The 24,592-nt window shown below is 62.3% G+C and carries 21 protein-coding genes; 15 read left to right on the top strand and 6 right to left on the bottom strand.

Going from position 1 to position 24,592, the window contains the following annotated elements; all coding sequences use genetic code 11:
* Positions 1 to 74 precede the first annotated feature (74 nt).
* From ACLK1G_RS15350 to ACLK1G_RS15365, 4 genes are all read right to left on the bottom strand, one after another.
* Positions 75 to 1,835 (bottom strand): molecular chaperone, encoded by a 1,761-nt coding sequence (locus ACLK1G_RS15350; RefSeq protein WP_420766177.1) that lies wholly within the window; start codon positions 1,833 to 1,835, stop codon positions 75 to 77.
* A 130-nt stretch (positions 1,836 to 1,965) separates the two neighbouring features.
* On the bottom strand, positions 1,966 to 2,826 hold the full coding sequence (gene asd / locus ACLK1G_RS15355) for an archaetidylserine decarboxylase (protein ID WP_420766178.1): 861 nt from the start codon (positions 2,824 to 2,826) through the stop codon (positions 1,966 to 1,968).
* A gap of 17 nt (positions 2,827 to 2,843) precedes the next feature.
* Entirely contained in the window at positions 2,844 to 3,659 is an 816-nt protein-coding gene (locus ACLK1G_RS15360; protein ID WP_420766179.1) for a rhodanese-like domain-containing protein, read from the bottom strand.
* 42 nt (positions 3,660 to 3,701) lie between these two features.
* Entirely contained in the window at positions 3,702 to 5,240 is a 1,539-nt protein-coding gene (locus ACLK1G_RS15365) for an HDOD domain-containing protein (RefSeq protein ID WP_420766180.1), read from the bottom strand.
* 166 nt (positions 5,241 to 5,406) lie between these two features.
* Between ACLK1G_RS15365 and motA the strand changes: the two genes are divergently transcribed.
* On the top strand, positions 5,407 to 6,258 hold the full coding sequence (motA, locus tag ACLK1G_RS15370; protein WP_198797221.1) for a flagellar motor stator protein MotA: 852 nt from the start codon (positions 5,407 to 5,409) through the stop codon (positions 6,256 to 6,258).
* A 3-nt stretch (positions 6,259 to 6,261) separates the two neighbouring features.
* Positions 6,262 to 7,320 (top strand): flagellar motor protein MotB, encoded by a 1,059-nt coding sequence (gene motB / locus ACLK1G_RS15375; RefSeq protein ID WP_420766181.1) that lies wholly within the window; start codon positions 6,262 to 6,264, stop codon positions 7,318 to 7,320.
* An 80-nt stretch (positions 7,321 to 7,400) separates the two neighbouring features.
* Here the strand turns inward: motB and rsgA are convergent, their stop codons facing one another.
* Positions 7,401 to 8,432: a small ribosomal subunit biogenesis GTPase RsgA gene (gene rsgA / locus ACLK1G_RS15380; RefSeq protein WP_053117887.1), complete on the bottom strand. Its 1,032-nt coding sequence runs from the start codon at positions 8,430 to 8,432 to the stop codon at positions 7,401 to 7,403.
* 118 nt (positions 8,433 to 8,550) lie between these two features.
* Between rsgA and orn the strand changes: the two genes are divergently transcribed.
* A complete protein-coding gene (gene orn / locus ACLK1G_RS15385; protein ID WP_420766315.1) occupies positions 8,551 to 9,093 on the top strand; it encodes an oligoribonuclease in 543 nt (180 codons plus the stop codon).
* A 248-nt stretch (positions 9,094 to 9,341) separates the two neighbouring features.
* Positions 9,342 to 9,953, top strand: coding sequence for a trimeric intracellular cation channel family protein (locus tag ACLK1G_RS15390; protein WP_420766182.1), 612 nt, complete (start codon positions 9,342 to 9,344; stop codon positions 9,951 to 9,953).
* Here the strand turns inward: ACLK1G_RS15390 and queG are convergent.
* Positions 9,935 to 11,014 (bottom strand): tRNA epoxyqueuosine(34) reductase QueG, encoded by a 1,080-nt coding sequence (gene queG, locus ACLK1G_RS15395; protein ID WP_420766183.1) that lies wholly within the window; start codon positions 11,012 to 11,014, stop codon positions 9,935 to 9,937. The genes ACLK1G_RS15390 and queG overlap by 19 nt on opposite strands.
* A gap of 63 nt (positions 11,015 to 11,077) precedes the next feature.
* Here queG and ACLK1G_RS15400 point away from each other — a divergent pair, with 63 nt between their 5' ends.
* From ACLK1G_RS15400 to ACLK1G_RS15450, 11 genes are all read left to right on the top strand, one after another.
* Positions 11,078 to 12,577, top strand: coding sequence for an NAD(P)H-hydrate dehydratase (locus ACLK1G_RS15400; RefSeq protein WP_420766184.1), 1,500 nt, complete (start codon positions 11,078 to 11,080; stop codon positions 12,575 to 12,577).
* Positions 12,565 to 13,035 carry a tRNA (adenosine(37)-N6)-threonylcarbamoyltransferase complex ATPase subunit type 1 TsaE gene (tsaE, locus tag ACLK1G_RS15405; RefSeq protein ID WP_420766185.1) on the top strand — a complete coding sequence of 157 codons (471 nt, stop codon included), beginning with the start codon at positions 12,565 to 12,567 and terminating at the stop codon, positions 13,033 to 13,035. The genes ACLK1G_RS15400 and tsaE overlap by 13 nt, the downstream gene beginning before the upstream one ends.
* The gene (locus ACLK1G_RS15410; protein ID WP_420766186.1) at positions 13,036 to 14,466 is read left to right on the top strand and encodes an N-acetylmuramoyl-L-alanine amidase; all 1,431 of its coding nucleotides are present in this window, start codon (positions 13,036 to 13,038) and stop codon (positions 14,464 to 14,466) included. It abuts the gene before it with no gap.
* Positions 14,463 to 16,376: a DNA mismatch repair endonuclease MutL gene (gene mutL, locus ACLK1G_RS15415; protein ID WP_420766187.1), complete on the top strand. Its 1,914-nt coding sequence runs from the start codon at positions 14,463 to 14,465 to the stop codon at positions 16,374 to 16,376. Before ACLK1G_RS15410 ends, mutL begins: the two co-directional genes overlap by 4 nt.
* Positions 16,376 to 17,347: a tRNA (adenosine(37)-N6)-dimethylallyltransferase MiaA gene (gene miaA, locus ACLK1G_RS15420; RefSeq protein ID WP_420766188.1), complete on the top strand. Its 972-nt coding sequence runs from the start codon at positions 16,376 to 16,378 to the stop codon at positions 17,345 to 17,347. Before mutL ends, miaA begins: the two co-directional genes overlap by 1 nt.
* 92 nt (positions 17,348 to 17,439) lie before the next feature.
* Entirely contained in the window at positions 17,440 to 17,700 is a 261-nt protein-coding gene (hfq, locus tag ACLK1G_RS15425; RefSeq protein WP_003186419.1) for an RNA chaperone Hfq, read from the top strand.
* 12 nt (positions 17,701 to 17,712) lie between these two features.
* The gene (gene hflX / locus ACLK1G_RS15430) at positions 17,713 to 19,014 is read left to right on the top strand and encodes a ribosome rescue GTPase HflX (RefSeq protein ID WP_420766189.1); all 1,302 of its coding nucleotides are present in this window, start codon (positions 17,713 to 17,715) and stop codon (positions 19,012 to 19,014) included.
* A gap of 85 nt (positions 19,015 to 19,099) precedes the next feature.
* Positions 19,100 to 20,275 (top strand): FtsH protease activity modulator HflK, encoded by a 1,176-nt coding sequence (gene hflK / locus ACLK1G_RS15435; RefSeq protein WP_420766190.1) that lies wholly within the window; start codon positions 19,100 to 19,102, stop codon positions 20,273 to 20,275.
* Positions 20,275 to 21,144 carry a protease modulator HflC gene (gene hflC / locus ACLK1G_RS15440; protein WP_420766191.1) on the top strand — a complete coding sequence of 290 codons (870 nt, stop codon included), beginning with the start codon at positions 20,275 to 20,277 and terminating at the stop codon, positions 21,142 to 21,144. The genes hflK and hflC overlap by 1 nt, the downstream gene beginning before the upstream one ends.
* 323 nt (positions 21,145 to 21,467) lie before the next feature.
* A complete protein-coding gene (locus ACLK1G_RS15445; protein WP_420766192.1) occupies positions 21,468 to 22,655 on the top strand; it encodes an ATP phosphoribosyltransferase regulatory subunit in 1,188 nt (395 codons plus the stop codon).
* Between the two features lie 55 nt (positions 22,656 to 22,710).
* Positions 22,711 to 24,003, top strand: a complete 1,293-nt coding sequence (locus ACLK1G_RS15450) for an adenylosuccinate synthase (protein WP_003186407.1) — start codon at positions 22,711 to 22,713, stop codon at positions 24,001 to 24,003.
* The last annotated feature ends 589 nt before the right edge of the window (positions 24,004 to 24,592 follow it).

Here is a 24,592-nt window from a genome sequence, read left to right on the forward strand (position 1 = left end):
TGGGTGTCAGGTTTCGGGGCCGCTTTGCGGCCCAGCGGGAGCAAGCTCCCTCGCCACGGAATAGTTGTTGTTCCTTAGAGCGACTTCCACAACGAATCGAAATCCCCCTCTTGCGTGCCGTCACCCCCGTTCGCCGCTGATTCGTCCTGGCGATAAGCGAACTGGTTGAAACTGTGGGTGCTGGTCACTCGTCGATCGAGCCCGGCGCGCCGTTCCTCGCCATTGGTGTTGATCAACACCTGCTGGCCTTCCTGGAAAGGCAGGCGCGGGGCGATTACGGTGGGGGGCAAGTCGATGGCGCTGATCTCCGGAAGCAGCAGCCCGCGCAGATAGTGCCCTTGCTCGTTTTGCTCTCGAAGCAATTGCAGGCCGCACGGCTGGGCATGGGGCGCGACCAGTTCGATCCCCATCTGCATGGCGCCATTGCGCACCTGGCGAATCCAGCGCACCACGGCGATGCTCCAGCTCTGGTCGTTGGCGTCCCGGATACCCACCATTTCCCCAGCCTGTAGTTGTTCCGGCACCTCCTTCGGCCAGCCAAGGCAGTAACCTCCCGGGCTGTGGTTGATGATCGGCAAGTCGTAGGTGGGGAAATGGTGCTGGTTGTCGGAGCTTGCGGCGTCATCATCGGCCGGATTGACCGGGTATTCGATTTCTTCGTAGGGCAAAAGCTCACTGTCACCGCTGGGCGCTGCGTCGAAGGCTTGGTCCCAGGTATCGTTTTTCCGGGTGGGCGACGCCTCGAAGCGGGCCTTGCGGGTGGCCGGGTTCTTCAGGATTTCACTGAATGAGCGTTCGCCGCCAAGGTAATAATGCAAGGCGCTCATGCCCACGCACAGGGTCAGTGTGCCGTTGCCCTCGGTGCGCTGGAAACTGCGCTCGGCAGCTTCGCCCCAGGCGGCTTGCAGATGATGCAAGGTGTCGGCGCTCATGCCGGCCGGTACCGTCAACGTCGACTCGACCAGTTGCGCCAAGTGGGTGGTAATGGCACGCACCAGCGGCTGTGGGTCGAAACCCAGCAGCGTGGGTTGCTGTTCCGCCCGGAATTTCGAGCGGTAGCGCGGACCGACATCCAACTGCGGCGCGACCGCGAACAGGCTGGAGGCGGTCACGGCCGGGTCCAGCTTGACCCCTTGGCTCCAGGGTTCGAGCACTTCGGCCAATCGGGCAATCTGGCTCTGGCGCAATTGGTTGCTGCGCGAGGCGCCCAGCAATAGCGCGACGACGTAGGTTTGCTCGACGTTCAGTTGGTGAACCTGGCTGGCCAGTTCATCGCTGACGGCCAGGTGCTGCAGTTTATGCTGGCAAGCGATCCGGTACAGCTGATGCAGATCGAGCCAGAGCCCCTCGGGCACAGGGCTGTACAACTGGCTGGAGCGTAGCAACGTGCTATTGAGCGCGTGGACTGCCCGTTGCGCTGCGGTAGCCAGCAGGCGCGCCCGGTCCTTGGAAAATTTCGACGAGATACGCCCGACGATCTGTTTGTAGCCCATCGCCAGGTGGGCTTGCAGGGCCTGGCACAGGTTGACGATCTTGCGCGATCGCTCATCCAGCACGATGGCCTGCTGCAGGAAGTGCCGCTCAAGGTGCTTGCAGACGTAATAAACCTCTGGTCGCAGCAGCTCCAGCAGTTGCAGGCGATTATCGCTGGGGGTCAGCAGTTGGTTCAGCTCGCCGAGTGCCTGGTACAGCAGGCGAGCGGTTTCGCCGATGTTGGCCTTGGGCAGATTGGCGATCCAACGCTTGAGGTCGCGTGGCGCGGCATCGCAGAAAGACAGGCGCGACTGGGTCGGTGTCAGGACGCGCAGTAGCTGGAGAGGGCTGGTCTCATTCATGCCGTGGACGGGCTCCGGCGGGAAATGAAAAGGATGTTTCCAACTCTAGCAGCTGTAGGCGAAAGAGGTGCTCTGTGATTGTCGGATACCCAGTGGGAGCGAGTTTGCTCCCACTGGGTGAGTTTTTGGGTCAGGCGTTCGGCAGTGCCAGGGCCTGGCCCATCTGCACCGGCGAGCCCGCCACGAGGTCTTCGGCCCATTTCACCTGGTCTGGTCCAAACAGCACGATAGCGGTCGAACCCAACTTGAAGCGGCCCAGTTCGGCGCCTTTTTCCAGGTGGATCGGCGCGCGAGCGGCCTCATCGTAGCGGAAAGTCTTCAATTCGCGCTTGGGCGGTGTCACCAGGCCGGCCCAGACGGTTTCGATGGAGGCAACGATCATCGCGCCCACCAGCACCACGGCCATCGGCCCGCGCTCGGTGTCGAAAATGCACGCGACGCGTTCGTTGCGGGCGAACAGCTCCGGGACGTTTTCGGCGGTGGTCTGGTTGACCGAGAAAATCCGTCCTGGGATGTAGACCATTTCCCGCAGGGTGCCGGCCAGCGGCATGTGTACGCGGTGGTAGTCCTTGGGCGACAGGTAGATGGTGGCGAAGTCGCCGCCCATGAATGGCGCCGCGTTGGCCGCATCCCCGCCCAGCAGTTCCAGCACGCTGAAACTATGGCCCTTGGCCTGGAACACCCGGCCATGCTCGATCGGGCCGAGTTGGCTGACGGCGCCGTCGGCGGGGCTGAGGATCGCGCCGGGCGTTTCGTCCAGGGGACGCGCACCGTCTTTCAATGCGCGGGTGAAAAACGCGTTGAAGTGTTCATAGGCAGTGAGGTCTTCCACCAGCGCCTGGGACATGTCCACCTGGTAACGCTTGGCGAACCAGGCCGTGAAGGCGTTCTTGAACCAGCGAACGCGACACTCGGCGATGCAGCCGGCCAGCCGCGACAGCAGGTGGTGCGGCAGCAGGTATTGGGAGAGGATGAACAAGCGGTTTTTCATTAACTGTCCTTAAATCTTCAAAGCTCGATGGGCGTGTCGGGATGATTGCCCCATTCGCCCCATGAACCGGCATAGCCCTTGACCCGCGGATAACCGAGCGCCTTGGCCACCAGATAGGTGAAGCCAGAGCGGTGGTGGGTCTGGCAGTGGGTGATGACTTCTTTATCGGGCGTGATGCCCAGCTGTTCGAGAATCTGCGGCATGTCCTTGCGGATGCGCAGGCTGCGCGCAGGATCCATGCCGGCCGTCCATTCGAAATTGACCGCGCCGGGGATGTGTCCGCCCCGGGCCGCCACGACTTTTTCACCGGAATATTCCAGCGGGCCGCGCGCATCCCAGATCGCCAGGTCTTTCGAGCCAAGACGGCTTTGCAGGTACTCGCGAGTGGCGGTGGGTTCGTCGTGCAGCACCAGGCTGACATCGCCGGCGGCCGGCGCCGGGGTGTCGATCGACACCGGCAGGCCCTGGTCCAGCCAGGACAACAGCCCGCCGTCGAGATAGTGGTAATTGGAGTGCCCGATCACGTCGAGCAGCCAGATAAAACGCCCGGCCCAGCCGCCGCCTTCGTCGTCATACACCACATAGACCGCGCCAGGGTTATGCCCGAGTTCGCCGAACAGCGTTTCCAGGTCGGCCTTCGCCGGCAACAGTCCCGGCGCCGGGGGCTGGCCCAGTTGCGTGCGTTTGGGATCGACGAAGCGCGCGCCAGGAATATGGCCGGTGCTGTAGCGCGCCGCGCTGGTCAGGTCCACCAGAATCAGATTGGGAGCATCGAGGCGCGGCAAGAGCTCGTTGGGCTCGATTACCAGCGGCAAGCCAGAGAAGTCAGGCATGTGAGGTCTCCTGGGGCGCAAAGGGAAAGGATTGTAGCAAGTTCAGCGGCCACGGTTGGTAAAGCTGTGCAGGGCCCTTTCGATGCATTGCACGGTTTTGCCGAAAGCCTGAACGGTCACGTCCGAGAACGGACCGCCACCCTGGTCCGCGACCACTAGCATGATCACCCGTCCATTACACGTCAGTGAGCGCAACAGCAGGTGCTCGCCTCGGAACAGGGCGCGAAGGCCCGGAGGCAGCAAGGCGGAAAACTGGGCGTTGTTCTCTGGAGTCAGGCGAACCTGGGCCTGTTGAGCCAGTAGTCGCTGCAAGACCTTGCTTTGGCTGATGGAGAAGCTCATCGCCGCCGCTTCCTTGGGCAGGCCGGCGGTCTGATGCACACGAACGCTGGTCTGGCTGCGATCGGGCATTAAAATCATCACCCGGCGCATGCCGCACGCCACCAGGGTATCTCGCGCCGAAGTGGTCAGGTGCATGGCGTTGCTGAAAGGGCTCGGTTCCACCAGCAGCGCGGCGCATTGCTTGCGCCATTGGGACAGGTCCTGGGCGCTGGGCGGGGCGGCGGGCAACAAGCCGGGATGCACGCGGCGGCTGCCCGGGGGCCAGATCAGTGCCACGGCGGGGTGCCAGAGGTCCGGCATGGTGTGCTGGCGAGCACTGTTGGCGGCTTGTTGGTGCAGTTGCTGCTGAAGTTCGTCCATCGGCATTTGCAGATACAGGCTGGTGAGGTATTGCCAGCGAGCGCTGTGCGGGCTTTCCCAGGCCTCTTGCGCCGACAGTGCCAGACCATTGGCCAGCAGCACTGTATTGGCGGGTTGATTGAGCCAGCGCCGCAGCGTCGGGTCGTCGTCCAGGCGATTCTGCTGGCGTAGCGGATGTTCGCTGTCGCGGGCGATGCGCAGCACTTTCATCAGTTCGCGGCGTTCATTCAGCAACAGGCGATAGCCTTGCGCCACCCAGATGGGCAGGCGCCACGCCTCCACCAGCGCGAGGCAGATGTTCAGTAGGCTGACGCCGAACAGTTCGCGCTCGACCTGTCTGGCCGGCTGGCGTTTATGGACGACCCGCAGCTCCCATTCCGCCAGCAAGCGTGGATGGGTCAGGGCCAAGGGCCAGAGCGGCGACAGGAACAACAGGCTGCCCCAGTGGATGTCCTGCCACAGCCGCGCCAGGCGGCTGGCGAAAAAACCATTGGCCTGTTGTGTGGCGTGCTGGCTGATCAATTGCAACTGGCGCAGGGCGACCGGTATCTGGTGCGCCGGTAGCGAAGGCAGGCGCGCGAGCAATTCCTCGGTGCGCTTGAGGCCGAGGCGGTTGATCGCCACTTCGAGGTTTTCAGCCGGCTCCGCCAGGCTGCCGTGGGTGTGGTGGTTGGCTTCGCGGATGACGCTCAGGGCCAGCGCGGGGCTGTCCTGCATCAATTCGGCGATGTCGCGCAACGAGCGGCGGCTGTCGGAAATGGCCTTGCAGACCAGGTCATGACTGGCCTGGGGCACCGGCAAATGGACGCCTTCGAGCAGCTTTACCCAGCCTTCGATCGTGGTCGGTCTTGGAGTTGGAACGTTCGTTTCGTTAGCCATGGTTGGACGTGATCTTCGCATGAGGTATCTACGCCCGGAACGGGGCAAATTGGCTTTTCGCCGGAACTGGCTATAGTCTGGCGCAGTTTTGCCGATAAGTAGAAGAAGAGATTTTTCAGCTTCCGAATATGACCTTGAACCCGACTTAAATAAGTACTTTCTATCTATGGCTAAAATTATCGGCATCATTGTCGTGTTCGCGAGCGTGCTCGGCGGATACGTGCTTTCCCATGGCAAGATCGCTGCGCTGATCCAACCGTTCGAGGTGATGATCATCGGCGGTGCGGCTCTTGGCGCATTCCTCCAGGCGAACCCTGGCTATATGACCATGCATGTGCTCAAGAAATCCTTGAGCATGTTCGGCTCGCGCTTCAGCCACACCTTCTATCTTGAGGTGCTGGGGCTGGTCTACGAGATCCTCAACAAGAGCCGCCGCGAAGGCATGATGGCGATCGAGGGCGACATCGAAGACGCCGCCGCCAGCCCGATCTTCGCCAAGTACCCTTCGGTGCTGAAAGACGAGCGCATGACCGCGTTCATCTGCGATTACCTGCGCATCATGTCGTCCGGCAACATGGCGCCCCATGAGCTGGAAGGCTTGTTCGACATGGAGCTGTACAGCCTCAAGGAAGACCTGGAGCACCCATCCCACGCAGTCAACGGCATCGCCGACGGCATGCCCGGCTTCGGTATCGTTGCGGCGGTATTGGGTATCGTGGTGACCATGGCGTCCCTGGGTGAAGGCGACCAGGCTTCCATCGGCCTGCACGTGGGTGCGGCACTGGTGGGTACCTTCTTCGGTATTTTGGCCGCGTACGGTTTCTTCGGCCCGCTGGCCCACTCCCTGGCCCATGACGCCAAGGAAGAACTCAATGTCTATGAAGCCATCAAGGCTTCCCTGGTGGCCTCGGCCTCGGGCATGCCACCGTCCCTGGCGGTGGAGTTCGGCCGCAAGGTCCTGTACCCGGCGCACCGTCCAAGCTTTGCCGAGCTGGAACAAGCGGTTCGCGGTCGCTAAGCCATGGAAAACAATCAGCCGATCATTGTAAAGCGCGTCAAGCGCATAGCTGGCGGGCATCACGGCGGCGCCTGGAAAATCGCTTTCGCTGACTTTGCCACGGCGATGATGGCGTTCTTCCTGGTGCTGTGGCTGCTGTCCACGGCGACGCCGGAACAGAAGATCGCGATCGCCGGTTACTTCAAGGACCCGGTAGGTTTTTCCGAGAGCGGCACGCCGTACATCATCGATCTGGGCGGCTCGCCTGTCCTGGCGCCGGAAAATACCCTCAACCCCGAGGTCAAGTCCCAGCCCCAGCCCGACAAGGCGACCGTCGACGCCAATGAGGCCGAGGGCATGGCCGAGCAGGTCGAGCGCGAGCGCCTGGAATTGCTCCTGCAAGAGTTGCAGAACAAGGTCGAAGAAAATCCCGAATTGCAGAAGTTCAAGGACCAGATCCTGTTCGAGATCACGCCGAACGGCCTGCGCATCCAGATCATGGACGCCGATAACCGGCCGATGTTCGACTCTGGCAGCGCGCGGCTCAAGCCGTATTTCGAAGACATCCTGCTGGCCATGGCCGACACCATCAAGGCGGTGCCGAACAAGATCAGTATCAGCGGCCATACCGATGCCAAGCCGTACGTGGGCAAAGGCGATTTCGGTAACTGGGAACTCTCGGCCAACCGCGCCAACGCGGCACGTCGCGCCCTGGTGGCGGGCAGCTATCCGGATGAGCAAGTGGCACGGGTGGTCGGTTATGCGTCTTCGGCACTGTTCGATCGCCAAGACCCTTTCAATCCGGTCAACCGGCGTATCGATATCGTGGTGTTGACCAAGAAGGCCCAAAAAGCCATCGAGGGTTCACAAGCAGACGATTCGGTGCCCGATTCGGTGCCCGGTTCGGCCCAAGGCGAGGGCGCGCCAGGTGAAGTGTCGGTGCCACCGGCCGCGCCAGGTGCAGCGGTCGATCCGAACGCCTTGCCGGCGGACCAGCAGCCGGTGCCGGCCCACGAGTTGCGCGAACGCCTGAACCTGTTCGACGACGCCGCACCGAAACCGGCCGAGCCGCCGGCGCAGTGATCCACAAAAAAGCCGACATCATTGTCGGCTTTTTTGTGGATATCGGTTTACTTGAGACTCGTCACCATAGTGATCAGCTGTCAGTAACTGCTCTCCGGCAGGCTGGCAATGATCGAGCGGTAACTGTTCATCCGTTGCTGGTGCACGCGGCCTTCTTCCAGTGCCTTGAGCAAGGCGCACCCGGGTTCGCGATCATGCTTGCAGTCGCGGAAGCGGCAGGTGCCGATCAGCTCGTTGAATTCGATGAAGCCGGCTTCGACATCCGCCCGGCTGACGTGGCCCAGGCCGAATTCGCGGATGCCCGGCGAGTCGATCAGTTCGCCGCCGCCGGGAAAGTGGAACAGCCGCGCGGTGGTTGTGGTGTGTGTGCCCTGGCCGGACAGCTCGGACAACGGCCCGACGCGGGTCTCGACCTCCGGCAGCAGGCTGTTGACCAACGAAGACTTGCCGACGCCGGACTGGCCGACGAACACGCTGATGCGTCCGTCCAGTTGCCGCTGCAATTGTTCCATGCCGTTGCCGTGATGGGCCGAGACCTCCAACACTGGGTAACCCAGGTCCCGATAGACCGACAGCAGTGCATTCAGCGCCGGGGCGTTGTGCTCATCGATCAGGTCGAACTTGTTGAGCAGCAGCAGCGGACGGATGCCGGCGTGTTCGGCCGCTACCAGGTAACGGTCGATCAGGTTGGCGTGGGGCTCGGGCAACGGAGCGAACACGATGACGATCATGTCGACGTTGGCGGCCACTGGCTTGAGTTGGCCCCGGCTGTCGGGACGGCACAGCTCGGTGTGCCGGGGCAATTGCGCGACGATCACGCCGATGCCCTGGTTGCCGGCACGCCAGACCACTTGGTCGCCGGTCACCAGCGCTGGCAGGTTGGCGCGCAGGTGGCAGCGGAACACCTGGCCGGCCAGTTCGCCTTCCTGGGCCTCGACCTCGACCTGCACACCGAAGTGAGCGATCACCAGGCCGGTCTGCTCGGGGCCCAGGTCACCGCCTTCCAAGGCTTCGACAGCGCTGGATTCGCGCTTGGCGGCACGGGCGGCACGCTCGCCCTGGATCTTTTCGATGCGCCAGTTCTGACGACGATTGAGTTGGCGTTTGGCCATGGGTGTTCCGTATGAAGAAATACATCGATTGGTTTAAAACGGCGGCGAGTTTAGCACGCCCAAGGGGCTGCCTAAGCTAAACTGCGCAGCTAAGCCGAGGAGCTCCCCCATGCAAAACCTGCAAAACCCGCAGAACCTGATCTGGATCGACCTGGAAATGACCGGTCTGAACCCTGACACCGACGTCATCATCGAAATGGCCACCATCGTCACCGACAGCGATCTCAATACCTTGGCCGAAGGGCCGGTGATCGCAATCCATCACAGTGACGAGATCCTGGCCGGCATGGACGAGTGGAACACCCGCCAACACGGCGGCTCGGGCCTGACCCAACGGGTGCGCGAGAGCAAGATCAGCATGGCCGAGGCTGAAGCCCAGACCATCGCTTTCCTCGAGCAATGGGTGCCGAGGGGCAAGTCGCCGATCTGCGGCAACAGCATCTGCCAGGACCGTCGCTTCCTGTACACCCACATGAAATCCCTGGAAAGCTATTTCCATTACCGCAACCTTGACGTCTCCACGCTCAAGGAACTGGCCGCTCGCTGGGCTCCCGAAGTGCGCGACAGTTTCCAGAAAGGCAGTACGCACCTGGCCCTGGACGACATCCGCGAATCCATCGCCGAGCTGAAGCATTACCGCAAGCACTTCATCAAGTTCTGAGCCAACCCCAAGCGATTGGCGGGCAAGCTTTTGTGGCGAGGGGATTTATCCCCGTTGGGCTGCGGAGCAGCCCCTTGACCTGATGTCTGGTTGTGTCAGGCCGGTCGGTGTTGGTTGTATTTGGGGCTGCTTTGCAGCCCAGCGGGGAAAAATCCCCTCGCCACGCTCCGGCAGCCGGCGGATCTTGCCCTCTTTTGGTGCCCGCCCAAACTGGCTAGACTGCGCGCCTTCCCGCAAGGACCGCCACCATGTTGCTGATGCTGTATCTGATCGCCATTACCGCCGAAGCCATGACCGGCGCGCTATCCGCCGGGCGGCGTGGCATGGACTGGTTTGGTGTGGTGCTGATCGCCTGCATCACGGCGCTGGGTGGTGGCTCGGTGCGCGACGTGTTGCTCGGTCACTACCCGCTCACATGGGTCAAGCATCCGGAATACCTGGTGCTCACCACCGCGGCTGCGATGCTCACGGTGTTCCTGGCGCGCTGGATGCGTCACCTGCGCTCGCTATTTTTGGTGCTCGATGCCGTGGGGTTGGTGGCATTCACGCTGATTGGCTGCATGACTGCGCTGGAAATGGGCCATGGCATGTTGGTCGCCTCGGTGAGCGGCGTGATCACGGGGGTATTTGGCGGCATCCTGCGGGATATCTTCTGTAACGATATTCCGCTGATCTTCCGTCGCGAGCTCTACGCCAGCGTCTCGTTTGCCGCCGCGTGGTGCTATTTGTTATGCGTCTACCTGCAATTGCCCAGCGAGCAGTCGATCCTCATCACATTGTTTGGCGGTTTTCTGCTGCGGCTCCTGGCGATTCGTTTTCACTGGGAAATGCCTAAATTCGTCTATAACGACGAAGTCTGACGCGTGGCGTGCTGGCGCAGCGCCCATTCCACGTGTTCGCGCACCAGTTCCGACGGATAATCGCGCCGCGCCTCCAGCGCTTGCAGCACGGGAATCGTTGACGGCGCGTTGCCCAGGCCCACCGCCAGATTGCGCAGCCAACGTTCGTACCCAGCACGGCGCAACGGTGAACCTTCGGTACTGCTGAGGAATTTTTCCTCATCCCACATGAACAGCTCCGCCAGCCCGGCGTTGTCCAGGTTGTGCCGTGGCTTGAAGTCGCTTTCGCCGGATGGCCGGGCGAAGCGGTTCCATGGACAAACGATCTGGCAGTCATCGCAACCGAACACCCGGTTGCCGATCAAGGGCCGCAGATCCTCCGGAATGGCGTTCTTCAACTCGATAGTGAGGTATGAAATGCACCGTCGAGCATCCAGTACATAAGGGCCGACGAAGGCATTGGTCGGACAGATGTCCAGGCAAGCGGTGCATTTTCCACAATGCTCGGTGCCGTGTGGCGGGTCCACCGGTAAAGGCAGGTCGACAAAAAGCTCGCTGAGGAAAAAATAACTGCCGGCCTTGCGGTTCAGGACCAGGGTGTTCTTGCCGATCCAACCCAGGCCGGCCTGTTCGGCAATGGCTTTTTCCAGCACCGGCGCGCTGTCGACGAAGGCGCGATAGCCGAAGGGGCCTATGGCCTCTTGGATTTTTTCCGCCAGTTGCTGCACGCGCTTACGGATCAATTTGTGGTAATCGCGGCCCAACGCATAACGCGAAACGTAGGCTTTTTCCGGTTCGCCAAGTAATTGGGCCATTTGGGTGTCGCCCGCCAGGTAATCCATGCGCAGCGACACCACCCGCAGCGTGCCGGGCACCAGTTCTTCTGGGTGCGAGCGTTTGCTGCCATGGGCGCCCATATAGTCCATTTCGCCGTGGTAGCCGGCCTCGAGCCAGCGTTGCAGATGTTGTTCATGCTCGGCCAGGTCCAGGCCGCTGATGCCGACCTGCTGGAAGCCCAGCTCGCGGCCCCATTCCTTGATGGATTGGGCGAGGGTGGCAAGGTCTGTGGGAATGGCAGGCATGAGGCGAGAGAAACCGGAGCTGAGATGCGTATAATTCTGCCAGACATCGGAGCCCGAAGACGCATGCCGCAGACTAAAGATGATTTTCCCGACGCGCTGTACAGCGCCGCGCAGGTCCGGGCCTTGGATGCACAGCTGATCGCGGCAGGCACCAGCGGCTTCGAACTGATGCAGCGTGCCGCCCGCGCCACGTGGCGAGCTATCGTGCGACGTTGGCCGCAAAGCGCTGAATTGACCGTGCTGGCCGGGCATGGCAACAACGCCGGCGATGGCTACCTGGTCGCTGCCCTGGCCCGCCGAGCCGGCTGGTCGGTACGGGTCCTGGCCGTGGGCGAGCCCCGGCGCCTGTTGGGTGATGCCGCCAATGCCCATGCAGAGGCCGTGGCCGTGGGTGTGCCGGTGGAGCCTTGGTCGGACGATAGCGAGCTGCGGGGAGTGCTGCTCGACGCGCTGCTCGGCACCGGGACCACCGGCGAAGTGCGCGAGCCTTATATCCGGGCGATCGATACGATCAATGTCAGCGGTTTGCCGGTCGCGGCGGTGGATATACCCTCGGGGCTGTGTGCGGACACCGGCCGAGTGCTCGGGACCGCCGTGGCGGCTGACCTGACCGTGACGTTCATCGGCTTGAAGCTTGGCTTGTTCACCGGGGATGCGGCGGATCGAGTCGGTGAGTTGGTGTTCAACGACCTGCACGCCGACCCTGACATTGTTGAGTCGGCGCCTTCCAGTGCCCGCCTGCTCCTGCCTGTTAATCTGCCGCGCCTGACGCCTCGCCCGCCCACGTCCCACAAAGGCAAGTTCGGTCACGTGCTGTTGATCGGCGGCGACCGGGGTTTCGGCGGCGCGATCCAGATGAGCGCCGAAAGTGCGCTGCGCTGCGGCGCGGGCATGGTTTCGATGGCCACCCGCAGCGAGCACGTCGCCTCGGCGCTGGTCCGTTTGCCTGAGGTGATGGTGCAGGGCACTCATTCGGCCAATCAATTGATGGGCTTGCTCAAGCAGGCCAACGTCCTGGTGGTCGGCCCGGGCTTGGGCCAGGCTGCCTGGGGACGCAGCCTGCTGTCGGCGGCGGCCAATGCTGCGCTGCCCCAGGTGTGGGACGCCGATGCCCTGAATCTGTTGAGCCTTGGCGCGGTCAGCCTGCCCGAACATTGCGTCATTACCCCGCATCCGGGCGAGGCGGCGCGATTGCTGGGGATATCCACGGCTCAGGTGCAGGCCGACCGCTCGGCGGCGGCCCACGCCTTGAGCCAGAAATACACAGCTACCGTGATCCTCAAGGGGGCCGGCAGCTTGATCGCCAGCCCGGACGGCCGCCTGGCGGTTTGTACCCAAGGCCACCCGGCCATGGCCACCGCCGGCCTGGGGGATGTGCTCGCCGGGGTCGTCGGCGCGTTGCTGGCCCAGGGGCTGGAAGCGTTCGAGGCCGCATGCCTGGCGGTCTGGCTGCATGCCAGCGCGGGCGTCCAGTGCGGTCGCTCGGGCCGGGGATTGGCGGCGACCGATCTGATCCCGGCCATTCGTCAGTTGTTGGAGGAGCATTCACCGTGTCTGAAGTAACCCTGTACGTGGCGGACGAACAAGCCATGACACAATTTGGCGCGCGTATCGCGCAAATCACCGCAGGGCATGGCTTGATCTTTCTCGAGGGCGACCTCGGCGCGGGAAAAACCACCTTGTCCCGTGGCATCATCCGTGGTCTCGGGCACGTCGGCTCAGTCAAGAGCCCTACTTTCACCCTGGTCGAGCCCTACGAGATCGGCGACCTCCGGGCGTTTCATTTCGATCTGTATCGGCTGGTCGATCCCGAAGAGCTGGAGTTCCTCGGCATCCGTGATTACTTCGAAGATGACGCCTTGTGCCTGATCGAATGGCCCCAGAAAGGTGCAGGCTTTTTGCCAAAGCCGGACCTGACCATTACCATTGGCGCGCAGAATGGCGGGCGTTCGCTGAAACTGACACCGCAAGGCTCGCGTGGCGAGTCGTGGTGTGCCGCCTTGGCTTTGGAAACTAATTAAATGATGGGGTTTGGTATGCGCTTTCGCGCGGTGGTTGCTGTCGTAGGACTGTTGCTTACGGCACTGGCCGTCGATGCTGTGGCTGAGACAAAGGTCAACAGCGTTCGCCTCTGGCGGGCGCCGGACAATACCCGGCTGGTGTTCGACCTGACAGGCCCGGTGCAGCACAGCGTATTCACCCTGACCGCCCCGGATCGCCTGGTGATCGACATCAATGGCGCGTCCTTGGGCGCGCCGCTGAACGTGCCCACCGCCAACACTCCGATTACCGCCATGCGCTCGGCCCAGCGTACGCCGACCGACCTGCGGGTGGTCGTCGACCTGAAACAAGCGGTGACCCCGAAGAGCTTCACCCTGGCGCCCAACGCCCAGTACGGCAACCGGCTGGTGGTGGACCTGTTCGATAACCCGGCCGATGCCGCGCCGACACCGCCGCCGCCGACCAAAGTCGCCACGGTGCCCGCCGTGCCGGTCACGCCCACTGAACCCGCGATCAAGCTGCCACCGGCCCCGGCCGGCAAACGCGACATCATTGTGGTTATCGACGCCGGCCACGGTGGCGAAGACCCTGGCGCCTCGGGTTCGCGAGGGCAGCGTGAGAAGGACGTGGTGCTGTCCATCGCCCGCGAACTGCAGCGCCAGGTCAACGGCATGAAAGGCTTCCGCGCCGAACTGACCCGCACGGGCGACTATTTCATTCCCCTGCGCGGACGCACGGAAATCGCCCGCAAGAAGGGCGCGGACCTGTTCGTCTCGATCCATGCCGACGCCGCACCCTCCAAGGCTGCGTTTGGCGCCTCGGTATTTGCCTTGTCCGACCGTGGTGCCACTTCCGAGACCGCCCGCTGGCTGGCCGACAGTGAAAACCGTTCCGACCTGATCGGCGGTGCTGGCAACGTCAGCCTCGACGACAAGGACCGGATGCTCGCCGGTGTGTTGCTGGACTTGTCGATGACCGCCTCGTTGACCTCCAGCCTGAACGTCGGCCAAAAAGTGCTGAGCAACATCGGCCGCGTCACGCCATTGCACAAGCAGCGGGTCGAGCAGGCCGGGTTCATGGTGCTCAAGTCGCCGGACATCCCGTCGATCCTGGTGGAAACCGGGTTCATTTCCAACGCCAACGAAGCCTCTAAACTGTCGTCGTCAAGCCACCAGCAGGCCTTGGCCCGATCCATCAGCAGTGGCGTGCGGCAGTTCTTCCAGCAGAATCCACCGCCCGGCACCTACATCGCCTGGCTGCGCGATTCGGGCAAGATCGCCCTGGGCCCGCGCGACCATCGAGTCAACCCGGGCGAAACCCTGGCGATGATCGCCGTGCGCTACCAGGTGTCGCCCGCGACCTTGCGCAGCGCCAACAATCTGCAAAGTGACGAGCTGAAGATCGGGCAGACCCTGACCATTCCTGGCAACGAAGTGGCGGCCAAGCAATGAGCGATGACGTGATCGACAGCACCGCCCGCATCGAACTGCTCAGCCCTCGGCTGGCGAACCAGATCGCCGCCGGCGAAGTGGTCGAGCGCCCCGCGTCGGTCATCAAGGAGCTGCTGGAAAACAGTCTCGACTCCGGGGCCAAGCGCATTGACGTCGATGTCGAGCAGGGCGGGGTCAAACTGTTGCGGGTGCGCGACGACGGTCGCGGCATTCCCGCCGATGACCTGCCGCTGGCCCTGGCGCGTCACGCGACCAGCAAGATTCGTGACCTGGAAGACCTCGAACGGGTCATGAGCCTGGGGTTTCGTGGCGAGGCGCTGGCGTCCATCAGTTCGGTGTCGCGCCTGACGCTCACGTCCCGCACCCGAAACGCCGATCAGGCCTGGCAGGTCGAGACCGAAGGCCGCGACATGGCTTCCCATGTGCAACCCGCCGCTCATCCGGTGGGCACGTCGGTTGAAGTACGGGACTTGTTCTTCAATACCCCGGCCCGGCGCAAGTTCCTCAAGGCCGAGAAAACCGAATTCGATCATTTGCAGGAAGTCATCAAGCGCCTGGCCCTGGCACGGTTTGACGTGGCGTTTCACCTGCGCCACAACGGCAAGACCATCCTCAGCCTGCACGAGGCCAACGATGATGCGGCTCGCGCCCGGCGTGTGGGCGCGGTGTGTGGCGCGGGTTTTCTGGAGCAGGCCTTGCCCATCGAGGTGGAGCGCAATGGCTTGCACCTGTGGGGTTGGGTCGGCTTGCCGACGTTTTCCCGCAGCCAGGCGGACCTGCAATATTTCTACGTGAACGGCCGTGCGGTGCGCGACAAATTGGTGGCCCATGCGGTGCGCCAGGCCTACCGCGATGTGCTGTTCAATGGTCGACATCCCACCTTCGTGCTGTTCTTCGAAGTCGACCCATCGGTGGTGGACGTCAACGTCCACCCGACCAAGCACGAAGTGCGTTTCCGTGATGGACGCATGGTCCACGATTTCCTCTATGGCACGTTGCATCGAGCCCTGGGCGATGTTCGGCCGGAAGATCAGTTGGCGGCCCCGGCGGCCGTGGCCGGCATGGTCCGGCCAACCGGGCTGGAGGCCGGCGAGTTTGGCCCCCAGGGGGAAATGCGCCTGGCGGCCCATGCCCTGCTGGAGCAACCCCAGCCCCAACCAGCCTACAACACAGGCGGAAGCGGCGCTGGCAGTGGTTATCAGTATCAATACACGCCGCGCCCACAATCCAATGTGCCGGCAGCCGAGGCCCAGGCCGCGTATCGCGAGTTCTTCAAGCCTCTGCCTGAAACCGCTGCGGCGACATTGCCCGACGGTCAGGGAGATATACCACCGTTGGGTTATGCCCTGGCGCAGCTAAAAGGCATCTACATCCTTTCCGAAAACGCCCAGGGCCTGGTCCTGGTGGATATGCACGCCGCTCACGAGCGGATCATGTACGAGCGATTGAAGATCGCCATGGCCAGCGAAGGCTTGAGCGGCCAACCGTTGTTGGTTCCCGAATCCCTGGCCGTCAGCCAGCGCGAAGCCGATTGCGCTGAAGAGCACATGAGCTGGTTTCAGCGCCTGGGCTTCGAGCTACAGCGCCTGGGCCCGGAAACCCTGGCGATCCGGCAGATCCCGGCCTTGTTGAAACAGGCCGAGGCCAATCGCCTGGTCAGCGACGTGCTGGCGGACCTGATGGAATATGGCACCAGCGACCGGATCCAGGCGCACTTGAACGAATTGCTCGGCACCATGGCCTGCCACGGCGCGATCCGCGCCAACCGGCGCCTGGCCTTGCCAGAAATGAACGGCCTGTTGCGGGACATGGAAAACACCGAACGCAGCGGTCAATGCAACCATGGCCGGCCGACCTGGACCCAACTGGGCCTGGACGACCTGGACAAACTGTTCCTGCGCGGTCGTTGATGAGCCAGTTGCCACCCGCGATTTTCCTGATGGGGCCGACGGCCGCCGGCAAGACCGACCTGGCCATCGAACTGACCAAGGTCTTGCCCTGCGAGTTGATCAGCGTCGATTCGGCGCTGGTCTACCGGGGCATGGACATCGGCACCGCCAAACCGTCGAAAGCTTTGCTGGCTGAATACCCCCATCGGCTGATCGACATCCTCGACCCGGCCGAAGCCTATTCGGCGGCTGATTTTCGGCGTGATGCGCTCCAGGCCATGGCCGAGATCACTGCGCGAGGCAAGATTCCGCTGCTGGTGGGCGGTACGATGCTGTACTACAAAGCCCTGGTCGATGGCCTGGCGGACATGCCGGCGGCCGATCCCGAGGTGCGCGCACAGATCGAAGAAGAGGCTGCGCGCCTTGGCTGGCAAGCGCTTCACGAACAATTGGCGGTGATCGATCCTGAATCGGCGGCGCGCATTCACCCCAACGACCCGCAGCGGCTCAGCCGGGCCCTGGAGGTTTATCGGGTGAGCGGCCAGAGCATGACGGCCCTGCGGCAGCGACAATCTGCGCAAAGTACTGAAGCAGCCGCTTCGGGACTGCAACAATTGCCCTATACTGTCGCGAATCTGGCCATCGCTCCGGCGAACCGGCAAGTGCTGCATCGGCGGATTGAACAAAGATTCACATTAATGTTGGAACAGGGATTCATAGACGAGGTCGTAGCCCTGCGTGAGCGAAGTGACCTGCATGCCGGGTTGCCGTCTATACGTGCGGTGGGTTATCGACAAGTCTGGGACTACCTGGACGGCAAGCTGACGTCAGCCGAGATGCGCGAGCGTGGAATCATTGCCACGCGCCAATTGGCGAAACGCCAGTTCACCTGGCTGCGCAGCTGGACTGACTTGCATTGGCTTGACAGCCTTGATTGCGACAATCTGCCACGCGCCTTGAAATACCTCGGGACCATCTCCATATTGAGCTGAGTCCTTGCAATTGCCGTCTATCCTTGGGGGTGTGACGGCCCAAGCCATCTGAATTCCGATTTTTATAATTGATCCTTAAAGGAGTGCGGCACATGTCAAAAGGGCATTCGCTACAAGACCCTTACTTGAACACTTTACGTAAAGAGAAAGTTGGGGTGTCCATCTATCTGGTCAACGGGATCAAACTGCAAGGCACGATCGAGTCGTTCGACCAGTTCGTCATCCTGCTGAAGAACACCGTCAGCCAGATGGTCTACAAACACGCTATCTCGACAGTGGTGCCGGTTCGTCCGATTCGTCTGCCTAGCGCAACCGAATCCGAAGGCGGTGACGCTGAGCCGGGTAACGCTTGATAGGAGCCTCCTTTGTTCTTTGAGCGCCACGGTGGTGGTGAGCGGACCATTCTCGTTCACTTGGAAGGACAGGACCCTGAGGCGCGCGAAGATCCGCAGGAGTTTCAGGAATTGGCAATTTCGGCCGGCGCCGAGACCGTCGCGTTTTTCAACGTGCCGCGTCATCGGCCAACCGCCAAATTCCTGATCGGCAGTGGCAAGGTCGAGGAGTTGCGCGACCTGGTCAAAGCCGAGCACATCGATCTGGTGATTTTCAATCACATCCTCACGCCCAGTCAGGAACGCAACCTCGAACGTGTCTTCGAGTGCCGCGTGATCGACCGCACCGGGCTGATTCTCGATATCTTCGCCCAACGCGCGCGTACCCATGAAGGCAAGCTCCAGGTCGAACTGGCCCAGCTTGAGCACATGAGCACGCGGCTGGTCCGCGGCTGGACTCACCTTGAGCGCCAGAAAGGCGGTATCGGCCTGCGGGGCCCGGGTGAAACCCAGCTGGAAACCGACCGGCGCCTGCTGCGGGTTCGCCTGCGCCAGATCAAAGGGCGGCTGGAGAAAGTCCGCAGCCAGCGCGAGCAATCGCGGCGCGGCCGCAAGCGGGCCGACATCCCGACGGTTTCACTGGTGGGTTATACCAACGCCGGCAAATCAACCCTGTTCAACAACGTCACCCAATCCGATGTCTATGCCGCCGACCAGTTGTTCGCCACGCTCGACCCGACCTTGCGTCGGCTCGACCTGAGCGACCTCGGGCCCATCGTGCTGGCCGATACCGTGGGTTTCATCCGGCATTTGCCGCATAAGCTGGTCGAGGCTTTCCGGGCTACGCTCGAAGAGTCGAGCAACTCCGACCTGCTGCTGCACGTGATCGATGCCGCCGAACCGGACCGGATGCTGCAGATCGAACAGGTCATGGTGGTGCTGGGAGAGATCGGGGCCCAGGACTTGCCGATCCTCGAGGTATACAACAAACTCGATTTGCTCGAAGGCGTGGAGCCGCAGATCCAGCGCGATGCCGACGGAAAGCCGCAGCGGGTCTGGCTTTCGGCCCGTGATGGCAGTGGCCTGGACCTGCTCAAACAGGCCGTGGCGGAACTGCTGGGCGATGACCTGTTTGTGGGCACCTTGAAGCTGCCGCAGCGTTTTGCCCGGCTGCGTGCGCAGTTTTTCGAGTTGGGGGCGGTGCAGAAAGAAGAACACGACGAAGAAGGCATCTGCCTGCTGGCCGTTCGCCTGCCTCGGTCGGAACTGAACCGGCTGGTCAGTCGCGAAGGGCTCCAGCCGATGGAATTCATCGAGCAACACACTTTGCAATAAAAGCCTGAGAAAGCTGTGTCAGGCATTCTGTAGCATTGGCCGGCGCGCCGTGGGTGCGTCTTTGCTTTATCAGATGGAGAGCGCTATGGCTTGGAATGAGCCGGGTGGCAACTCGAATAACCAGGATCCCTGGGGCGGCAAGCGTCGTAACAACGGCGACCGCAAGGGACCACCGGATCTCGACGAGGCCTTCCGCAAGCTGCAGGACAGCCTGAACGGTTTGTTCGGTGGTGGTAGGAAACGCGGTGACGATGGCGGCAGCCGTCCGGGCAAGGGCGGCGGTTTCGGCCTGCTCGGCATCGGCCTTGTCGTGCTCGCGGCTGTCTGGCTGTACAGCGCGGTGTATGTCGTGGACGAGCAGGAGCAGGCCGTGGTGCTGCGGTTCGGCAAATACTACGAAACCGTCGGCCCGGGCCTGAACATCTATTTCCCGCCGATCGACCAGAAGTACATGGAAAACGTCACGCGCGAGCGTGCCTACTCCAAGCAGGGCCAGATGCTGACCGAAGACGAGAACATCGTCGAAGTGCCGCTGACCGTGCAGTACAAGATCACCAACCTGCAGGACTTCGTGCTCAACGTTGACCAGCCGGAGATCAGCCTGCAACACGCGACTGAAAGCGCCCTGCGCCACGTGGTGGGTTCTACCGCCATGGACCAGGTGCTGACCGAAGGTCGTGAGCTGATGGCCAGCGAAATCAAGGAGCGCCTGCAACGGTTCCTCGATACCTATCGCACCGGTATCACGGTCACCCAGGTCAACGTACAGAGCGCAGCGGCACCGCGCGAAGTGCAGGAAGCCTTTGACGACGTGATCCGCGCCCGTGAAGACGAGCAACGCTCGCGCAACCAGGCCGAAACCTATGCCAACGGCGTTGTGCCGGAAGCCCGTGGTCAGGCCCAGCGCATCATCGAAGATGCCAACGGTTATCGCGACGAAGTGGTTTCCCGCGCCAAGGGTGAGGCTGATCGCTTCACCAAACTGGTAGCCGAGTATCGCAAGGCGCCTGAAGTCACGCGCCAGCGCCTGTACCTGGACACCATGCAGGAAGTCTTCAGCAACACCAGCAAGGTCCTCGTGACCGGCAACAAGGACGGCCAGAGCAATCTGCTGTACCTGCCGCTGGACAAGATGGTCGAGAGTGGTCGCAACACCGGCACACCGCCAACCGGCGCGGCGGCAGCCGCCAGCAATGAAGCCAATGCCCGCGCGGCGGCGGACCTGCAGCAACAGCAAGCACGTACCAGGGAGAGTCGCTGATGAGCAATAAATCGCTGATCGCCCTTATTGTCGGCGTCGTCGTGGCGATCGCTGCCTGGAACTGCTTCTATATCGTGGCTCAGACCGAGCGCGCGGTGTTGCTGCAATTCGGTCGCGTGGTCCAGGCTGATGTCCAGCCAGGGCTGCATGTGAAGGTGCCGTACGTTAACAAGGTGCGCAAGTTCGATGCGCGCCTGATGACGTTGGACGCACCGACGCAGCGCTTCCTGACGCTGGAAAAGAAAGCCGTGATGGTCGATGCCTACGCCAAGTGGCGCGTGAAGGATGCCGAGCGCTTCTACACCGCGACCTCTGGTCTCAAGCAGATCGCCGACGAACGTTTGTCCCGTCGCCTGGAGTCGGGCCTGCGTGACCAGTTCGGTAAACGTACCCTGCACGAAGTGGTGTCCGGTGAGCGCGACGCGCTCATGGCAGACATCACCCGCTCGCTGAACGCGATGGCGGAAAAAGAGCTGGGTATCGAAGTGGTCGACGTCCGTGTCAAGGCCATCGACCTGCCGAAGGAAGTGAACCGCAGCGTGTTCGAGCGCATGAGCACCGAACGTGAGCGTGAAGCCCGCGAGCACCGCGCAAAAGGTAACGAGCTGGCCGAGGGCATCCGTGCCGACGCCGATCGTCAACGCCGCGTGCTGCTGGCCGAAGCCTATCGTGAATCGGAAGAGGTCCGTGGTGATGGTGATGCCCAGGCCGCTGCGATCTACGCCAAGGCCTATGGCCAGGACCAGGAGTTCTACGCGTTCTACCGTAGCCTGCGTGCCTACCGTGAAAGCTTCGCGAACAAATCCGACGTCATGGTCCTGGACCCAAGCAGTGACTTTTTCCATTACCTGGAAAAGGCCAAGCCTTGATGCGACGTTGACCTGAAGCACTCCGCCCGGCGGCTAAAACGTCGGGCGGGGTGATCCTTTGGGAAAACGTGTGTATGATGCGGCAGCCGGGAAATTCCCGGCTTTTTTGCGTCTGCGCGTTCGATTGTGGTTTATACGGTGCAGGCGTCGGGTTGAATGACCCGACAGGTTTTTCGAGGAAAGTGCTTGGCGAGGCCGATCCAGGGCCATTCGTCACGTCGCCCTTGCGCGTTGTTTGCGGTTTTTCGCATGACGCGGGCATTTTCTGCTTCACTCAAGGCCAGCCCGAAAGCTGGCCGCCCGGACCATAGGGGAATGGCGTAATGGCAACGGTAGACCGCTGGCTGCTGCCAGATGGCATCGAAGAAGTACTGCCACCGGAAGCCGCGCGTATCGAAGTAGCGCGTCGGCAGGTGTTGGATCTGTTCCAGAGCTGGGGTTACGAATTCGTCGTGACTCCGCATATCGAGTACCTGGAATCCCTGCTGACCGGCGCGGGCCAGGACCTGGATTTGCGCACCTTCAAGGTTATCGACCCGCAATCGGGCCGGCAGATGGGCTTTCGGGCCGACATCACGCCACAAGTGGCACGCATCGATGCCCACACATTGCGCCGCGAAGGCCCGAGCCGTCTGTGCTACGCCGGCAGTGTCCTGCATGCCCAGCCGCGTGCCTTGTCGTCTTCGCGCAGCCCGATCCAGTTGGGCGCCGAACTCTATGGCGACGCCAGCCCAGTCAGTGACGTGGAAGTCATCAGCCTGATGTTGGCCATGCTGCAACTGGCCGACGTGCCGGATGTCCACATGGACCTGGGCCATGTCGGCATCTACCGTGGCCTGGCCCGTGCGGCCGGTTTGTCCGGTGAAGTGGAGCAGCGGTTGTTCGACGCCTTGCAGCGCAAGGCCATCGATGAAGTCATCAGCCTGACCGAAGGGCTGCCGAGCGACCTGTCCGGCATGTTGCGGGCATTGGTGGATCTTTGCGGCGGCCGTGAAGTGCTGGGCGCGGCCCGCGAACGCTTGGCCGGCGCGCCGGCACCGGTGTTGGCGGCGCTGGACGACCTGTTGGCGATTGCCGAGCGTCTGTCGGTGCGTTTCCCGGAGCTGCCGCTGTATTTCGACCTGGGTGAGCTGCGCGGCTATCACTATCACACTGGCGTGGTGTTCGCAGTGTTTGTACCGGGCGTTGGCCAGTCCATCGCCCAGGGCGGTCGCTACGACGACATTGGCGCCGACTTCGGTCGCGCCCGTCCGGCGACCGGCTTCTCTACCGATTTGAAAACCCTGGTGACCCTGGGGCGTGCTGAAATCGAGTTACCGTCCGGCGGTATCTGGATGCCTGACAGTACGGATGCGGCACTCTGGCAGATGGTCTGCCAGTTGCGCAGTGAGGGTCAGCGTGTCGTCCAGGCCTTGCCTGGGCAACCTTTGGCCGCCGCCCGTGAAGCGGACTGCGACCGGCAATTGATTCAGCAGAACGGGCTTTGGCAAGTATTGCCGCTGGCTTCTTGAGTTTTCCTGCCGGCCTGGAGCCGGCACCAAGTTTGCGCGAATGAGGACAAGTGTTATGGGTAAGAATGTCGTAGTCCTGGGCACCCAGTGGGGTGATGAGGGCAAAGGCAAGATCGTTGATCTGCTGACCGAACATGCTGCCGCCGTAGTGCGCTACCAAGGTGGCCACAACGCCGGTCACACCCTGGTGATCGACGGTGAAAAAACCGTTCTGCACCTGATTCCATCGGGCGTGCTGCGCGAAGGCGTGCAGTGCTTGATCGGCAACGGTGTGGTGGTGGCGCCCGACGCCCTGCTGCGGGAAATCATCAAGCTGGAAGAGAAAGGCGTACCGGTGCGCGAGCGCCTGCGCATCAGCCCGTCCTGCCCGCTGATCCTGTCCTATCACGTTGCGCTGGACCAGGCCCGTGAAAAGGCCCGTGGCGAGCTGAAGATCGGCACCACCGGCCGCGGCATCGGCCCGGCCTATGAAGACAAGGTGGCCCGTCGTGGCCTGCGGATCGGTGACCTCTTCCACCGTGAGCGTTTCGCCGCCAAGCTGGGCGAGTTGCTGGATTACCACAACTTCGTGCTGGTCAATTACTACAAAGAGCCGGCCATCGACTTCCAGAAGACCCTGGACGAGTGCATGGAATACGCCGAGTTGCTCAAGCCGATGATGCTCGACGTCACCGCCGAGCTGCACGAGCTGCGCCGCGCCGGTAAGGACATCATGTTCGAAGGTGCCCAGGGCTCGCTGCTGGACATCGACCACGGCACCTATCCGTACGTCACCAGCTCCAACACCACCGCTGGCGGCATCGCCACCGGTTCGGGTTTTGGCCCGATGTACCTGGACTACATCCTGGGCATCACCAAGGCCTACACCACCCGCGTCGGTTCGGGGCCGTTCCCGACTGAGCTGTTCGACGACGTCGGTGCGTTCCTGGCCAAGCGTGGCCACGAGTTCGGTGCAACCACCGGTCGTGCCCGTCGTTGCGGCTGGTTCGACGCCGTCATCCTGCGTCGCGCCATCGACGTCAACAGCATCTCGGGCCTTTGCCTGACCAAGCTGGACGTGTTGGACGGCCTGGAAACCATCAACATCTGCGTGGGTTACAAGAACCAGGACGGCGCTGTCATCGACGCACCGACCGACGCCGACAGCTACATCGGCCTGGAGCCGGTTTACGAGCAGATGCCAGGCTGGACCGAGTCCACCGTGGGTGCCAAGACCCTGGAAGAGCTGCCAGTGGCCGCGCGCAACTACATCAAGCGCGTCGAAGAGTTGGTCGGCGCGCCGATCGACATTATTTCGACGGGGCCGGACCGCAACGAAACCATCGTTCTGCGTCATCCTTTTGCCTGATAAGTTATTGATGTAACAAGCAAAGGGCTCCTTATGGAGCCCTTTGTCGTTTCTGCCTGTCGGGCGGCATGACACTTGCTACGCATCTCCATTAAGGCACCCCTTCCAGGCGTGCCATCAAATTAATGGCGTTTGGTAGAGGGATTTCACGTGTCGGCCGTTCTCTCACTGTTACAAAGCCGTTTGCTGCGGCCTGTTTTCGTTACCCTCGGTATCGCCCTTTTGGTGCAGGTGCTGGTGGCCGTTGCGCTGACCCGAAGCACGGTCACCGCGCTTGAGTCCGACCTGGGCGCGCGCCTGGGCGTTGACAGCCAGAAACTGGCGGGTGAGTTGGAGCAGGCTGGGCGAGAAGTCACCTCCAGCCTGGACAGCTTGTCCACCAGTACCCGCCAGCGATTGACCGCGGGGTTGTCTTCCCGTCTGAAGGAAGAGCAGGCTCAACTGCGTGCGACCCTGGAAAAAGACCTGAGGGATTCCGCCAATGATATGGCGCAGCTTCTGGCCTCGGTCGCGCCCCGGGCGATGTGGGACAGCGACGTGCCCACCCTGTCCGAATTCGCCCGTCGGGCCCAGCGCAATCCCAATGTAC

Origin of the sequence: Pseudomonas algeriensis, assembly GCF_048847255.1 — a bacterium.
Classification (GTDB): Bacteria; Pseudomonadota; Gammaproteobacteria; order Pseudomonadales; family Pseudomonadaceae; genus Aquipseudomonas.

Excerpts from the sequence above, each read along its gene's own strand:
- rsgA (WP_053117887.1), bottom strand. The coding sequence starts at position 8,432 with ATGGCCAAACGCCAACTCAATCGTCGTCAGAACTGGCGCATCGAAAAG.
- motB (WP_420766181.1), top strand. The coding sequence starts at position 6,262 with ATGGAAAACAATCAGCCGATCATTGTAAAGCGCGTCAAGCGCATAGCT.
- ACLK1G_RS15400 (WP_420766184.1), top strand. The coding sequence starts at position 11,078 with ATGCCGCAGACTAAAGATGATTTTCCCGACGCGCTGTACAGCGCCGCG.
- hflC (WP_420766191.1), top strand. The coding sequence starts at position 20,275 with ATGAGCAATAAATCGCTGATCGCCCTTATTGTCGGCGTCGTCGTGGCG.
- ACLK1G_RS15445 (WP_420766192.1), top strand. The coding sequence starts at position 21,468 with ATGGCAACGGTAGACCGCTGGCTGCTGCCAGATGGCATCGAAGAAGTA.
- mutL (WP_420766187.1), top strand. The coding sequence starts at position 14,463 with ATGAGCGATGACGTGATCGACAGCACCGCCCGCATCGAACTGCTCAGC.
- ACLK1G_RS15365 (WP_420766180.1), bottom strand. The coding sequence starts at position 5,240 with ATGGCTAACGAAACGAACGTTCCAACTCCAAGACCGACCACGATCGAA.
- queG (WP_420766183.1), bottom strand. The coding sequence starts at position 11,014 with ATGCCTGCCATTCCCACAGACCTTGCCACCCTCGCCCAATCCATCAAG.
- motA (WP_198797221.1), top strand. The coding sequence starts at position 5,407 with ATGGCTAAAATTATCGGCATCATTGTCGTGTTCGCGAGCGTGCTCGGC.
- hfq (WP_003186419.1), top strand. The coding sequence starts at position 17,440 with ATGTCAAAAGGGCATTCGCTACAAGACCCTTACTTGAACACTTTACGT.
- miaA (WP_420766188.1), top strand. The coding sequence starts at position 16,376 with ATGAGCCAGTTGCCACCCGCGATTTTCCTGATGGGGCCGACGGCCGCC.
- ACLK1G_RS15410 (WP_420766186.1), top strand. The coding sequence starts at position 13,036 with ATGATGGGGTTTGGTATGCGCTTTCGCGCGGTGGTTGCTGTCGTAGGA.
- ACLK1G_RS15360 (WP_420766179.1), bottom strand. The coding sequence starts at position 3,659 with ATGCCTGACTTCTCTGGCTTGCCGCTGGTAATCGAGCCCAACGAGCTC.
- ACLK1G_RS15450 (WP_003186407.1), top strand. The coding sequence starts at position 22,711 with ATGGGTAAGAATGTCGTAGTCCTGGGCACCCAGTGGGGTGATGAGGGC.
- asd (WP_420766178.1), bottom strand. The coding sequence starts at position 2,826 with ATGAAAAACCGCTTGTTCATCCTCTCCCAATACCTGCTGCCGCACCAC.
- ACLK1G_RS15350 (WP_420766177.1), bottom strand. The coding sequence starts at position 1,835 with ATGAATGAGACCAGCCCTCTCCAGCTACTGCGCGTCCTGACACCGACC.
- ACLK1G_RS15390 (WP_420766182.1), top strand. The coding sequence starts at position 9,342 with ATGTTGCTGATGCTGTATCTGATCGCCATTACCGCCGAAGCCATGACC.
- hflK (WP_420766190.1), top strand. The coding sequence starts at position 19,100 with ATGGCTTGGAATGAGCCGGGTGGCAACTCGAATAACCAGGATCCCTGG.